This window comes from Spongiactinospora rosea, assembly GCF_003315795.1.
In the GTDB taxonomy this organism is placed as follows: domain Bacteria; phylum Actinomycetota; class Actinomycetes; order Streptosporangiales; family Streptosporangiaceae; genus Spongiactinospora; species Spongiactinospora rosea.
This window is the reverse complement of record NZ_QMEY01000003.1, coordinates 102,549-116,182: the sequence shown is the minus strand read 5'-3', so window position 1 is coordinate 116,182 and position 13,634 is coordinate 102,549. Positions and strand designations below refer to the sequence as shown.

Below are 13,634 nucleotides of genomic sequence, written 5' to 3'. Positions count from 1 at the left end.
GTGCAAAGATCGCTCCCGGTGAGCCGTGCGAAGACGCTGAGCTTTCGTGCCCGTCAGGTGCCCGATCCGTGGCTCGGAAGGGCGGTTGCCGGGTTCAGCGGTCGTCGTCGGCGAAGCCTGTGCGGTAGGCGAAGACCACGGCTTGGACGCGGTCGCGTAGGTCCAGTTTGGTGAGGATGCGGGAGACGTAGGTCCGGACGGTCTCGAAGCTGATCACCAGTTCGGCGGCTATCTCGGCGTTGGAGAGGCCACGGGCGATCAGCCGCAGTACCTCGCGTTCGCGGGGAGCCAGGACGGCCAGCGGATCCTCGCCGGGGGTGGGGTCGGCCGGGCGGAGGCGGTCGGCGAAGCGACCTATCAGGGTACGGGTCACGCTTGGGGACAGCAGGGACTCTCCGCGGGCGACGGTGCGGATGCCGTTCACCAGCTCCAGCAGAGGGGCGTCCTTCAGAAGGAAGCCGCTGGCTCCGGCACGCAGCGCTTCGTAGACGTACTTGTCCACGTTGAACGTGGTCACCACCAGCACCTTCGGCGGCGCCACGACGCCGGGGCCGGCGATGCGCCTCGTCACCTCGATGCCGTCCATCAGCGGCATGTGGATGTCCATGACCACCACGTCGGGCTTCAGGCCGGTGACCGCCTCGACCGCGGCCGGGCCGTCGGCGGCCACGCCGACCACCTCCATGTCCGGCTGCGCGTCGAACGCCGTCATGTAGCCGGTACGGACGATCTCCTGGTCCTCGCAGATCACGACACGGATGGTCATTCGGCACCGCCTACGGGGATCGACGCGGAGACTCGGAACCCGCCGTCCGGCCGCTCGCCCGCGGCCAGCTCGCCGCCCAGCGCGCCTATCCGGTCGCGCAGTCCGGCCAGGCCTCGGCCGCCGGAGAGGCCGCTTCTCGCGCCGACGGGGACCGCGGCGGCGGCGTTCGTCACCTCGACCTCGACGCGGTCGTCCCGGTAGCCGATGCGAACGGTGGTGGGGCGGCCCTCGGCGTACTTGACGGCGTTCGTCAGGCCCTCCTGGACCACCCGGTACACGGCCAGCCCCACGCCGGCCGGGAGCGAGGGCCGGTCGCCGTCCTCCAGCAGTTCGATCGGCTGGCCGCCGCTTCGGGTCTGTTCGACCAGGTCTCGCACGCTGCCCACGACGGGCGTGGCCGACTCTCCGGTCGCCTCCAGCACGTCCAGCAGATACCGCAGTTCGGCCAGGGCCCGGCGGCCGGAGCCGCCGATCGTGGACAGTGCCGTGACCACGCGCTCCGGCGACGTGGCCACGAACTGCGTGGCGTCGGCCTGCACGACGATGGCGGTGACGTGGTGGGTCACCACGTCGTGCAGTTCTCGCGCGATGCGCGCCCGCTCCGCGGCGGCCGCGGCCTCGGTGGCGAGCCGCCGTCGCTCGGCCTCCTGGAGCCGCTGCCCGCGTACGAAGGCGCCGCACAGCCAGCACGCGGCGAAAAGCATGTAGAACACCAGGAACTCGCTCTGCAGAACCGATGAGCCGAGCAGGATCATGGCCACGCACAGCACGACGTACGCGGCCGATGCCACGACGGCGATGACGCGCCGGAACCGCTCCTGGTGCGCGCCCACCGAGTACAGCGCGATGTACACCGTCACGGTGCCGAACTGCATCGGGTAGCCGAGCGTCTCGTAGATCACGAAAGCCGTGCCGTTGATCGCCAGACACGCGGCGGGCCATCGGGTACGCACGGCCAGAGGCAGCGTCTGGGCCAGGATCAGGACGATCTGAAACGCGTCGGCCGGGCGTCCTGAAAGTTCGCCGAACTGGACGCTCATGATCGACAGCGCCGACACGAACGCCAGGCCGGTGGTCACGACGGCCAGCCACCGGTCCCACACCGTGGCGTCGTGGACGCGCCCCACCTCCCACAACCCCCGCAAGCGATCGCTGGCCCAGGTCCCCGACATGGCTGAGAGCCTAGCGATCCCTGATGCCCGATGTTGCCGCGCTTGTCCCTCACATGAGCTACACGGAATGTCCGCAACGCAGTGATTCGGGACAGGGCCCTCCACTTCTACCTTTCTCATCAGCGGTCGACGACCACGGTCAACCGCGAAGCCGGATCGCGGCACATCGTCTATTCGGAGGACAGCACCATGGGAAGCACCATCCGCGCACGCGTCGTCGTCGCCGTCGCCCTGACCGCGGTCGCGGCGGCGGGGGCGGTGATCGGCGGGCAGCCGGCCGACGCCAGGGCCGTGGCGAGCGCCGGTCACGTCCAGACTTCGATCAAGTGGGACAAGTGCCCGGAACTCGCGCCGGGCGCCCAACGGGACCCCAGGCAAGCCTGCGGCACGGTCAAGGTGCCTCTGGACTACCGCCGCCCCAACGGAGAGACCATCACCGTCGCGGTCTCCAGGATCGCCACCGCCAAGCACGGCAGGAAGCGCGGCGTCCTGCTGTTCAACCCGGGGGGGCCGGGCCTGCAGGGCCTGGACATGCCCGGCCAGATGGCACGCACGCTCCCGAAGGGGGTGCTGGACTCCTACGACCTGATCGGGTTCGACGCGCGCGGCGTCGGCCACAGCACCCCGATGAGCTGCGGTCTGTCCGGTAACGGCCTTCTCGCCATCTTCCCCTACCCCGGCAGCGGCGGCTCGATCAAGGGCAACGTCTCCAACGCGCGCGCCGTCGCCCGGCAGTGCGCCAAGATCGGTGACAGGCTCCGCTTCTTCAACAGCGCGAACACGGCGCGCGACATGGATCGCATCCGCCAGGCGCTCGGGGCACCGAAGATCTCCTACTGGGGCCAGTCCTTCGGCACCTACCTCGGCGCGGTCTACGCCTCGCTGTTCCCCCGCAACACCGACCGGATGGTGCTGGAAGGCAACGTCGACCCGGCCAAGGTGTGGGCGAAGATGCTGAACACCTGGAACCAGGGCATGAAGGACCGGTTCCCGGACGCCGCCCGCGTGGCCGCGGCGAACCATGCCGAACTCGGGCTGGGCGACACCGCCGGCGAGGTCACCGACGCCTTCGTCGCGCTGACCGCCCGCCTCGACCGGAAGCCGGCCACGGTGCCGGGCACACCGGTGGCCGTCAGCGGTGCGCTGCTGCGCAGCGTCACGTACCAGATGTTGCAGCGCAACGAGATGCTCGCCCCGCTCACCCGGCTCTGGAAGGCGGCGGCCGACCTGTCCGCCGGCAAGACCCCGGCGAAGGCGGACGTCGCCGTGGTCCGGCAGGTTCTCGCCGACACCCCGCCTGCGAAGGGCGTGCCGGCGGACAACCAGGTCACCATGGTCCTGGCCATGCTCTGCGGGGACACCACCTGGTCGCGAAAGGTGGCCCCCTACGCCGACGCCACTGCGGCCGCCCGCGCGAAGTACCCGCTGAGCGCGGGCATGCCCAACAACATCCGGGCGTGCGCGTTCTGGTCGCGGAAGCCGATCGAGCCGGTGGTCAAGATCACCTCGCACGGTCCGCGTAACATCCTGATCCTGCAGAACCGCCGTGACAACGCCACTCCGTGGGCCGGGGGCCAGGGAATGCGCAGGGCCCTGGGTGAGCGCGCCCGTTTCCTCGGTGTCGAGCACGGCGGCCACTTCGTCTACGGCACCGGCTCGGCCTGCGCCGACAAGGCCACCGTCGCGTTCCTGAGCAACGGAACCCTGCCGGCCGAGAACGCCTCCTGCAAGGGCCCCCGGCTCTGACGGATGCGGCCGCTTCACCGGGCGGGGGTCTCGGGTCAGGGGGCGGTGGCGGATCGGGCGAGGGTGGCGAGGTTCATGCGCAGGATGTCGAGGGCCAGGTCGGTGTTGACGTGGTCGAGGGTGTCGCCCGCGGTGTGGATGTGGGTGTTGGCTCCGTCGGAGCCCTCGATGGTGAGCACGGCCGGGATCGAGGCGTCGATGAACGGGACGTGGTCGCTGTTGAACGGGTTGAGCGAGGTCTGCACCGTCAGGCCCGTGTAGTCGGCCGCCGCCGTGGCGAGGGAGTCGATGAGGCCCTGGGACAGGGCCGCGCCCTCCAGCAGGACGGTGGGACGGGCGGTGTTGAGGGTGGCGATCATGTCCATGTTGACGACCGCCTCGATCCGGGCCGTCTCGGCGGGGCCGAGGCTCGCGACGTACTGTGTGCTGCCGTGCAGCCCCTGCTCCTCGCCGCCGAAGAGGATGAGGCGGATGTCGTCGTGGGTCTGGTGCCCGGCCAGTACGCGGGCGATCTCCAGGAGCCCGGCCGCACCGCTCGCGTTGTCGTCGGCCCTCGGTGCGGGGGCGCTGGGGCCGCCGGCGAGGTTGATCGAGTCGAGGTGGGCGGTGAGCAGCACCACCTTGCGTGCGGCGGGCGCGCCGCTCCCCTGGCGGTCGGCGATGATGTTGTGGCAGCGGCCCGGCCCGACCGTGATCGGGGCAAGCCGCGCGGTGTAGCCGAGCTTTTCCAGCCGGTCCCTGGCCAGGGCGGCGGCCGCGCCGAAGCCCGTGCTGAGCGAGTGGCGGGTGCCGAAGGCGACCAGTTCGCCGAGCGCCGCGAGGTAGCGTTCGCCGGACACCTGGCCGGTCAGCGCCTGGATCTCCGGGACGGGGGCGCGGGCGGCGCGGGGCAGGGTGCGGAAGACGACGCCCTCGGCGGGCAGCGGCTCGACGCGGTAGCAGACCTCCGCTCGTGGCGCGATCCGCGCGAGCAGGACGTCGGAGGCGGCGATGACCAGGTAGCGGCCCTTGTCCACCAGCACGGGGACGTCGGGGTGCTCGTGCTGGAAGACCCGCCCGACCTGCGTCACCAGGCGCAGCTCGGCGGGACGCGCCGGGGCCGGGCGCTCCTCGGACCGCAGGCCGCTCGCACGCGCCCGCTCGGCGGCCGAGGCCCAGAGGCCGTCATCGTCGGTCCAGTAGACCAGCGTGTCGTCCAGCCGTGTCCAGGGGAGGCCGGGCGGCGCGACGCGCCCCGCGCCGCCGTCCGGTTCGCCGGTCAGGCGCACGGTGCCGAGTCGCATCGGAAGGCCCCTCCCACTGCCGCGGTACATCTCCGCTCAATTGTGAGCGGGGGACCCCGCCGGGGTCCCGCGATCGGCCGCACCTGTTGGAGTCCCTGATTTTCAGCGCGCACCCGCCCCCACGGCCTCCGGGGCCGCGGCGTCCGCCGCCGCGCCCCGCCCGGCCGCGCGCGGCGCGATCCACAGGCCGGACAGCGCGATGACGAGCCCCGCCGCGAACACCGTCCAGTAGCCGGAGGCGGCGGCGACGAACAGGGCGCTGGTGACGGCGACCGACACCACCGAGAACACCATGTCGCCCACCTGCAGCGCCGAGCTGTTGACGCCCTGCTCGCCGGGCGCGGACAGTTCCAGCGTCAGGACCGACAGAGTCGGGTACACCAGGCCCATGCCGAACCCGGCCACGATCCACGACGGGTAGGCCAGCGCCAACGGCACCGCGTCGAAGGTCACCAGGCCCATGAGCAGGATGCCCAGCGCGATGGCCGCCGAGCCGCCGAGCAGGTTGGTCTTACGCCCGAAGACCTCACGCCCCTGCAACCAGGAGGCGAAGGACCAGGTCAGCGAGCCCCCGGCGAGCGCGATTCCGGCGGTGACCGGCGACAGGCCGCGCTCGTTGATGAGCATCAGCGGGACGATCACCTCGGTGGCGAAGAACGCGCCGCCGGCGACGCCGCGCAGGGCCACCACGGCGGGCAGGCCGCGCACGGCGCGCATGGTGCCGCGGGGCAGCAGCCGGGGCAGCGCCAGGCCGAGCAGGACCAGCCCGGCGAGCAGCAGGGCGAGGTTGCCGCCGCTGCCGTACTGCATGAGGCCCGCGCCGACGGCGGTCAGCGCGGCCCAGCTCACCTTGCGCAGCAGGCCAGGCGCGGGCTGGGCCTGGCCGCCGGTGACCGGCTGGCCCGCCAGGCCGCGCACCAGCATGAGTCCGGCGAGGACGGTGAGGACCGGAACGGCGAGGAACACCCACCGCCAGCCCACGGTCTCCACGATGACGCCGACCACCGCGGGGCCGATCATGGACGGCACCACCCACGCGGTCGCGAACAAGGAGAAGATCTTCGGATGCCGGTCCTCGGGATAGACCCGGGCCACCACCACGTACAGCGCGACGTTGACCAGCGCGCCGCCGAAGCCCTGCACCAACCGGCCCGCGATCAGCACCTCCATGGCCGGGGCGAGCCCGGCGAGCAGGAGTCCGCCGCTGAAGGCGACGGCGCCGGTCCACAGCGGGGCGGCCGGGCCGCGCAGGTCGGCCCACCGCCCGCCCAGGACCGTGCCAATGACGCCTGCGGCCATGGCCCCGCTGAAGGCGAGGCCGTAGAGTTCCAAACCGCCGAGTTCGCGCGCCACGACGGGCATCGCGATCGCCACCGCCATGTACTCGAAGGCGACGAGTGACACCATCGCCACCAGGCCCGCACTCAATGCTCGTTTCGTCATGGCCGTGACGATATGACCATCACATACACCAACACATCGGACAAAAGCCCTAGGGCATACACGCGCATGGACCTAGGGCCCCCAGGGCCCTAGGTCCAGGAGATCAGGTCCAGCAGATCAGTGGGCCGGCTCCAGGGCGCGGTCCTCGTAGATCTTGTTGAACTCCACCTGCGGGGTGACGAGCCAGCCGCCGAAGTTGCGCTGGACCTCGGCGCGCTCGGCGGTGTTCGGGTTGGGGTTGGTGCAGCTCGTGCCCGCGCTCGCGCCCGACATCAGGTCGGTGCAGCGGCCGGTGCGCCGGTCGGGCAGGCCGAGGATGTGGCCGATCTCGTGGGTGGCGATCCGCAGCGAGTTGTGGCCCTGGGAGGTGGCCTGCCTGCCGATCCAGACGTAGCCACGGCCCAGGCTGGTGGGTTGCGCCCGGGGCCAGCCGTTGTCGGCGTAGACGATGAAGTCGGCGGGCGTGCCCGCCACGAGCTGGACGCTGGTGACACTGGAATTCCAGATCTGTGCCGCCTGATCCACCACGCCGCGGAACTCTGCGGCGCGGCTGGCGTCGTACCTGAGCACCCTCGCCGCGGTGGCGGTGGCCTGGGGGACAGGCGACATTACGGCGAAGAAGGCCGATCCCAGGACCAGCGCGACGATGGTACGGAGGAACCTTGACACGTGAACCTCTCTCCTCGGGGGTAGGGGGGTGCGCCGGCGAAACCGGCGGTGGAATCCCGAGTAAGGGATGGTGTCAAGGTAAGCTCGCGGCGGCCCTCCAGGGAGACGCATATTCCCTCTATCATCGTGTTATGTACCGCTGACCAGGGAAAACGCCATGTCCAGATAAGTCCGGGCAGCAGCCGCGGCCACCTCCCGATGGAAACCGTCACCCGGAGCCGTCACGGTCACGGACGGCCACCGCGGAAGGCGGCCCGCATTCCGCCGCCCCGGCGTCGCCCGCCCGCACGGCGCAGAGCACAATGAGATCGTGGATCATCCGTCGTGCCAGAATTAAGGACACCCGCCGCAAGTGGCGGCCGGGCGGCAGTGAACTGCGAAGGAGGCCATGTCGCGACCGGGCGATATGCGAGAACGCATATTTCGGAAGGCCGCAACGCCCTATTCTCGTTGCACCAAGGAGACCCATTGAACAACGCCGATCCGGCCCAGATCGTCACCCTCGCCCACTCCGCCGCGCACGTCGCGCTGATCACCCTGAACTCCCCGCCGGCCAACACCCTGAACAGGACCGTCCGGGAGCGGATCATCGAGATCACCGCGGACCTTGGGCGCGACCCCGAGATCCGCTGCCTGGTCCTCACCGGCACCGGCGGCGCCTTCACCGCCGGCGCGGACCTGCGCGAGGACATGGGATTGACCGGCGACCGGATCGACGAGTTCCTGACCGGCTTCGACGGCGTGCTGCGCGCCCTTGAGGACTTCCGCGCCCCGGTGATCGCCGCGGTGAACGGCGCCGCCGCGGGCGGCGGCCTGGAACTGGCCCTGGCCTGCGACATCAGGATCGCCGCCGACGACGCCTGCTTCGTCGCCTCCGGCGTCAACGTCGGGCTGATCGCGAGCTTCTCGCGGCTGGCCCGCGTCGTCGGCCTCGGCCCGGCCAAGGAGATCCTGCTGACCGGCGACCGCTACCCCGCCGATCGGGCGCTGCGCTGGGGGCTGGTCACCGAGGTCCACCCACCGGGCGAACTGCTGCCCGCCGCCCTGGCCAAGGCCCGGCGCATCGCCTCCCGGCCCCCGCTGTCGGTGGAGGCCGCCAAGGCGTGCGCCGCCCTCGCCCCCGGGCTGACCAGGGAACAGGCCACGGCGCTGCAGGCGGAGAAGTTCCATGCGATGGTGGCCACCGACGACCACCGCGAGGCGGTCGACGCCTTCCTGTCCGGGCGCGCCGGGCGCTACAACCGCCGGTGAGGGCCTGCCGCGGTATTACTCGCGGGATACATGACCGTTTCCGGGTCACCGGTTTTCACGGAACCGTGACACGCCTCAGGTGAAATATCCATTGACATGAGGCGTTTGCCATTACCACATTCTATGGAATTTAATGAGTAAAACACCCCCCAAGCATCCATTTGAGGGGCCGTGGCCGTAATTTTATTATGGGGGCTACTTATCCTGAGAGGGTGCCGTGGAGTTTCGCATACTGGGACCGGTGGAGGTCTGGCGGCCCGGCGGACCGGTCCCCACCGGCGGGTTCAAGCAGCGCAGCGTGCTGGCGTTGCTGCTGCTCAACCTGAACCGGGTGGTCACGTTCGAGCGCATGATCGACCAGGTGTGGGGCGCGCGGGCGCCCGACGCCAGGAACACCGTCCAGCGCCTGGTGTCCCGGCTGCGCAGGGTCATCGAGGCGGACGACGGCCAGGCCCCCAAGGCGTCCCTGGAGACGCACTCGGGCGGCTACCTGTTACGGGCCGACCCCTCGACGGTGGACCTCTACCGCTTCGAGGGGCTGGTCGAGCAGGGCCGTACCGCGCAGCGCGCCGGTGACCACGGCCTGGCGGCCAGGCTGCTCCGCGACGGGCTGCGGCTGTGGCGCGGTCCCGCGCTGGTCGGCGTGGCCGACGGGGTCCGCGACGTGCCCGCGGCCCGCCTGGAGGAGGCCCGCCTGCTCGCCCTGGAAGACCGCATCGAGGCCGACCTGACGTCGGGCCCGGAGGAGCCGCTGGTCGCCGAGCTGCGCGAGCTGGTGGCCGACCACCCGCTGCGCGAGCGGATGGTCGGCCTGCTCATGGTCGCCCTGCACCGCTTCGGACGGCAGGCCGAGGCGCTGGACGCCTACCAGCGGACCCGGCGGCACCTGGTCGAGGAGCTGGGGCTGGAGCCGGGCCAGGCGTTGCAGCGCACGCACCAGGAGGTGCTGACGGGCGACGTGACCCCCGCCGCCACCGGCAGGGCCCAGGCCCTCCTCCAGGCGCCCGCGCAGTTGCCCGCCGACGTACCCGACTTCACCGGCAGGGCCGAGCAGGTGCGGCTGCTGTCGGAGATGCTGCGCGGCGAGTCCGAGGGCTCGCCCGTGGTGGTCGCCGCGGTCGGCGGCGGCGGGGGCCTGGGCAAGACCACGCTGGCCATCCACGTCGGGCACCTGCTGCGCGACCGGTTCCCCGACGGCCAGTTGCACGCCAACCTGCACGGGGCCGACGGCAGGGACACCCCGGCCGCCGAGGTGCTCGGCGACTTCCTGCGCGCGCTCGGGGCCAGCGGCGCGCACATCCCCGAGGCCGAGGACAAGCGGGCCACCCTGTACCGCTCGATGCTGGCCGGGCGGCGGGTGCTGGTAGTGCTGGACAACGCGCGCGACGCCGCGCAGGTGCGCCCGCTGCTGCCGGGCACCCCGAGCTGCGCCGTGATGGTGACCAGCCGGGCGCGGCTGGCCGACCTGGAGGGCGTCCGCCTGATCGACCTGGACGTGCTGCCCGCCGAGGAGGCGGTGGAGCTGCTGGGCAAGATCGCCGGTCCCCGCCGGGTGGCGGCCGAGCCGGAGGCGGCCCTTGAGGTGGTCGCCGCCTGTGGCAACCTGCCGCTCGCGGTCCGGGTGGCCGGGGCGCGGCTCGCCGCGCGGCCCGGCTGGAGCCTGGCCACCCTGGCCGCGCGGCTGGCCGACCAGCGCAGGCGGCTGGACGAGCTGCGGATCGGCGACCTCGGGGTGCGGGCCAGCTTCGAGCTGAGCTACCGGGCGCTGCGGCCCGGCCAGGCCGCCGCCTTCCGGATGCTCGGCATCCCCAACAGCAGCGACATCACCCTCTCCGCGGCGGCGGCCATGTTCGCCATGCGCGAGCCCGCCGCCGAGGCCGTACTGGAAAGCCTGGTGGACGCCTACCTGATCGAGACCCGCGAGCCCGGCCGCTACCAGATGCACGACCTGATGCGGGCCTATGCCAGGCAGCGCGGCAACGAGGAGGACACCGCCGCCGAGCGCTCGGCGGCGCTGCAACGGCTGGTCGATCACTACCTGGCGACCGCGCGCACGGTGGACCGGGCGGTGGGGCTGACGCCGGTCGGCCGTACCGAGGGCGACCACGGGCCGCACCCGCTCAGCCGGTCCGCGCCCGCCACCCGCTGGCTGCAACAGGAGCGCGCCAATCTGGTCAGCACGATCCTGCAGGCCACCGGCTCCCCCTCGATCCGGGTGCTGCCGATCGCCCGGCTGATGGACTCCATGGGCGGCTTCCTCGGGCGCGGCTTCTTCGGCGAGTGGGAGGAGGCGGCCGGCGCGGTGCTGGAGGCGGCGCTGCGCGACGGCGACGAGCCCGCCGAGATCCTGGCCCGCAACGCGCTCGGCATCCTGGCCGCCGAACGGCGGCACGACCTGCCCACCGCGAGCCGCCACCTGCAACGCGCCTGGCGGCTGTGCCGTGACCTCGGCGACCGGCCGGGGCTGGCCCGCGCCCTGAACAACCTGGGCGCGGTCTGCACGATGCGCCGCCGCTACCGCGAGGCGGTCGACTACCTGCGCGAGAGCCTGGCGGTACGGCTCGCGCTGCCCGAGCCGCTGGGCGTCAGCGCGGTGCTGAACAACCTCGGCACGGTCTACGTGAAGATGCGGGCCTTCGAGGAGGCCGACGCGACGCTGCGCGACGCGCTCGGCATGACCCGCGCGGAGCGCGACCACTACACCGAGGCCAACACCCTCAACTCGCTCGGCAACCTGCGCTACGAGCAGGGCGACCTCAGGGCCGCGGTCGAGTTCCACGAGCGGTGCCTGGACATCTGCCGCCGGATGTCGCTGGCCAGGGTCGAGATGCTGGTCAGGGTGGACCTGGCCAAGGCCGAGCGGGCCAGGGGCGACCTCGGTGCGGCGCTCGGGCACTGCGTGACCGCGCTGCGGATCAGCCACGACCTGCGCGCCCCGTACGCCGAGGCCCGCACGCTCTACGAGCTCGGGCACATCCGGCACGGGCTGGAGGAGCCGGAGTTCGGCGACGACGCCTGGCGGCGGGCCCTGAAGCTCTTCGAGGAGATCGACGCCCCGGAGGCGGCCGACCTGCGCGCCGCCCGGGAGGCCGGCCTCTTCCGCTGGTGAGCGGGCACGCCCGCACCGGCGGCGCCTTCGTCTGCGCTTTCCCAGAAAACGATTTCTCCACGCGACCGCAGGACGGCCCGGCCTCCACCGCATCGATCCGGCCCCGCCGGCCATCCGGGGGCCGGGCAGATGACGCTGCCGGCCGACTCCCCCGCCGCCGTGGCGCTGCCGCAGTGGGCCGAGCCCGGCGAGTTCTTCGCCTTCCTGCGCTCCTGGGCGCAGCATGGCGACGCGGGGCGCGCCCGGTACGTCCCCGGGCTCGCCGATCACCAGGCGAGCGGGCCGAGTTCCGCAGGGCGTACCTGGAACGCCGGGCTGTCGGTGCCCTTCACGCTCGGACCGGGCGCGAGCACGACGGTCAGGTTCGTGATGACCTGGTGGTTCGCGAATCAGGTACGTGAACTTCCCGCAGTTCGGGCGGACAAGGCCGGGGCCGGGCGAGCCGCACTCCGCCCGGCCCCTTTCCATGGAAGGCGCGGAATGCGCCCGTAATACGCGGACCGGTTTGATATTCACTCGTTCCATGATGCGTGTCATAGTTCGGTGAACGGAGGGGCCTTACCGAGCAGGAGGAGCACAATCCGTGGAACTGACTTTGCTCCGGTCGTTTCTCGCGGTGTACCGGACGGGGTCCTTCACCAAGGCGGCGGGACTACTGGCGATCTCACAGCCGACCGTTACCTGTCAGATACGTAATCTGGAAAAGGAGATCGGCCAGTTGCTCTTTTTGCGGACCTCGCGCGGCGCGATCCCGACCGAGGCGGCGGAAGAACTGGCCGAGGAGACCGGCGCGCACATCGACGCGCTGGAGGCGGCGGTGCTACGCCGGCAGGACCCACTGGACCTCACCGAACGCACCCTCTCGCTGGCCGGGCCCGCCGACCTGCTCTCGACGCTGGTGCTGCCCGCGCTGGCCGGGCTGATCCACGACGGGCTGCGATTACGGGTGGGCTTCGGACCGACCGGCGACCTGCTGGACGACCTTTCCGCCGGTCAGCACGACCTCGTGGTCGCGACGACGCAACCCCGGCGGCACGGGATCGTCGAGACGCCGCTGATGGAGGAGGAGTTCGTGCTCGTGGGGTCGGCCGAGCAGGCGGACCGGGTGCCGCCCGAGCAGGTGGCGAGCGATGGCCCGGCGGCGCTCAAGGGGATTCCGATCATCGCCTACGCCGACACCCTGCCCATCGTGCGCCGCTACTGGCAGGACGTCTTCGCCGAGCAGCCGTCGTGCGGCGCGCAGGTGGTGGTGCCCGACCTGCGGGCCGTACTGGCCACCGTCAAGGCGGGCGGCGGGATCTCGGTGGTGCCGTCCTACCTGTGCGCGGGCGAGCTTTCGCGGGGGGAGATCCGGCCGCTGCACGAGCCGGACGCCCGGCCGCTGAACACCCTCTATCTGGCGACCCGCACCGGGGCGCGGGCCAATGTGGTGCTCTCCGCCGTGCATTCGCATCTGCTGGCGAAGGCGGGATCGTGGAGCGCGACGAGCGCCGGAACGCACGCCGATTCGCCGGAGCGGTGACCGCCCGGGCCCCTTCTTCCGGCCGCGGGCGGTCCTTCAGGGCGTGGATACCGGCCCCTGTTTCGGTATCCACGCGTGGGTCGGGCCGCTGGTGTCAGATGAGCAGGAACCGCTCGGTGGTCTGCATCGACACGATCTGGAAGTCCGCGTTGTGCAACACGGCGGTGTAGTGGAAGAGATGGCCGCGCACGCCCATGGCGGGCACCGGGATGTTGAAAATCTGCACGAGCGAGAACGCGTCGCCGGCGCGCTGGAAGGGCGGGGCGCCGAAGCGCTGCGGCGGGATCTGCGGGTCCAGTGCGGGCGCGCCGCCGCCTGTGCTGTCGTCGATCGCCGACACGGTGAGCGTGTACGGTCCCCCGGTCATCGTCTGCCTGCCCGCCTCGATCTCCACGACGAGGTCGAAGCTGGCCGCGGGCATCTCCCCGGCCACCTCCGGAGCGTTCGGCGTCGTGTCGGGAATCCGGCCACCCTTCTGGGTGGTGTGGATCTGAGAGATCCGCGCATTCCTGGGGTTCATGTCGTGCCTTCCGATGCGAAGCGCTGCCTCCACACCTGAACAGAGACGCCGACAACCGATTTGATACCTCCGGACGCGGATCAACCCGCGGCGGTCAGCGCGAAATCCGCTCCCATGCACCTGAACAGAGACGCCGACAACCGATTTGATACC

At 71.5% G+C, this 13,634-nt stretch carries 11 protein-coding genes; 5 read left to right on the top strand and 6 right to left on the bottom strand.

The features are described from left to right. Positions 1-94: 94 nt before the first annotated feature. Both DP939_RS09250 and DP939_RS09245 read right to left on the bottom strand, forming a co-directional pair. Positions 95-766: a response regulator gene (locus DP939_RS09250; protein ID WP_113980215.1), complete on the bottom strand. Its 672-nt coding sequence runs from the start codon at positions 764-766 to the stop codon at positions 95-97. Further along, positions 763-1,938, bottom strand: coding sequence for a sensor histidine kinase (locus DP939_RS09245; protein WP_113980214.1), 1,176 nt, complete (start codon positions 1,936-1,938; stop codon positions 763-765). Before DP939_RS09245 ends, DP939_RS09250 begins: the two co-directional genes overlap by 4 nt. Positions 1,939-2,127: 189 nt before the next feature. On the opposite strand from DP939_RS09245, the gene DP939_RS09240 reads away from it, so the two are divergent. Next, positions 2,128-3,684, top strand: a complete 1,557-nt coding sequence (locus DP939_RS09240; RefSeq protein ID WP_113980694.1) for an alpha/beta hydrolase — start codon at positions 2,128-2,130, stop codon at positions 3,682-3,684. A gap of 35 nt (positions 3,685-3,719) precedes the next feature. On the opposite strand, the gene DP939_RS09235 is transcribed toward DP939_RS09240, so the two are convergent. The 3 genes from DP939_RS09235 to DP939_RS09225 all read right to left on the bottom strand — a co-directional run bounded on the left by DP939_RS09235 (position 3,720) and on the right by DP939_RS09225 (position 7,079). After that, positions 3,720-4,967 (bottom strand): M28 family metallopeptidase, encoded by a 1,248-nt coding sequence (locus DP939_RS09235; RefSeq protein ID WP_199565057.1) that lies wholly within the window; start codon positions 4,965-4,967, stop codon positions 3,720-3,722. Positions 4,968-5,069: 102 nt separating this feature from the next. After that, positions 5,070-6,410 (bottom strand): MFS transporter, encoded by a 1,341-nt coding sequence (locus DP939_RS09230; protein ID WP_225878124.1) that lies wholly within the window; start codon positions 6,408-6,410, stop codon positions 5,070-5,072. A gap of 117 nt (positions 6,411-6,527) precedes the next feature. Further along, positions 6,528-7,079, bottom strand: coding sequence for a snapalysin family zinc-dependent metalloprotease (locus DP939_RS09225; protein WP_199565056.1), 552 nt, complete (start codon positions 7,077-7,079; stop codon positions 6,528-6,530). Positions 7,080-7,547: 468 nt separating this feature from the next. On the opposite strand from DP939_RS09225, the gene DP939_RS09220 reads away from it, so the two are divergent. The 4 genes from DP939_RS09220 to DP939_RS09205 all read left to right on the top strand — a co-directional run bounded on the left by DP939_RS09220 (position 7,548) and on the right by DP939_RS09205 (position 12,961). After that, the gene (locus tag DP939_RS09220; protein ID WP_113980212.1) at positions 7,548-8,330 is read left to right on the top strand and encodes an enoyl-CoA hydratase/isomerase family protein; all 783 of its coding nucleotides are present in this window, start codon (positions 7,548-7,550) and stop codon (positions 8,328-8,330) included. Positions 8,331-8,547: 217 nt separating this feature from the next. Continuing rightward, positions 8,548-11,439, top strand: coding sequence for an AfsR/SARP family transcriptional regulator (locus DP939_RS09215; RefSeq protein WP_113980211.1), 2,892 nt, complete (start codon positions 8,548-8,550; stop codon positions 11,437-11,439). Positions 11,440-11,568: 129 nt separating this feature from the next. Further along, the gene (locus DP939_RS09210; RefSeq protein ID WP_113980210.1) at positions 11,569-11,931 is read left to right on the top strand and encodes a hypothetical protein; all 363 of its coding nucleotides are present in this window, start codon (positions 11,569-11,571) and stop codon (positions 11,929-11,931) included. A 91-nt stretch (positions 11,932-12,022) separates the two neighbouring features. Further along, positions 12,023-12,961, top strand: coding sequence for a LysR family transcriptional regulator (locus tag DP939_RS09205; RefSeq protein ID WP_113980209.1), 939 nt, complete (start codon positions 12,023-12,025; stop codon positions 12,959-12,961). A 94-nt stretch (positions 12,962-13,055) separates the two neighbouring features. On the opposite strand, the gene DP939_RS09200 is transcribed toward DP939_RS09205, so the two are convergent. After that, the gene (locus tag DP939_RS09200) at positions 13,056-13,481 is read right to left on the bottom strand and encodes a hypothetical protein (protein WP_113980208.1); all 426 of its coding nucleotides are present in this window, start codon (positions 13,479-13,481) and stop codon (positions 13,056-13,058) included. Between the last annotated feature and the right edge of the window lie 153 nt (positions 13,482-13,634).

Bases quoted from the DNA above. Each gene is read 5' to 3' on its own strand.
- DP939_RS09200 (WP_113980208.1), bottom strand. From the start codon at position 13,481: ATGAACCCCAGGAATGCGCGGATCTCTCAGATCCACACCACCCAGAAG.
- DP939_RS09245 (WP_113980214.1), bottom strand. From the start codon at position 1,938: ATGTCGGGGACCTGGGCCAGCGATCGCTTGCGGGGGTTGTGGGAGGTG.
- DP939_RS09235 (WP_199565057.1), bottom strand. From the start codon at position 4,967: ATGCGACTCGGCACCGTGCGCCTGACCGGCGAACCGGACGGCGGCGCG.
- DP939_RS09240 (WP_113980694.1), top strand. From the start codon at position 2,128: ATGGGAAGCACCATCCGCGCACGCGTCGTCGTCGCCGTCGCCCTGACC.
- DP939_RS09230 (WP_225878124.1), bottom strand. From the start codon at position 6,410: ATGACGAAACGAGCATTGAGTGCGGGCCTGGTGGCGATGGTGTCACTC.
- DP939_RS09210 (WP_113980210.1), top strand. From the start codon at position 11,569: ATGACGCTGCCGGCCGACTCCCCCGCCGCCGTGGCGCTGCCGCAGTGG.
- DP939_RS09250 (WP_113980215.1), bottom strand. From the start codon at position 766: ATGACCATCCGTGTCGTGATCTGCGAGGACCAGGAGATCGTCCGTACC.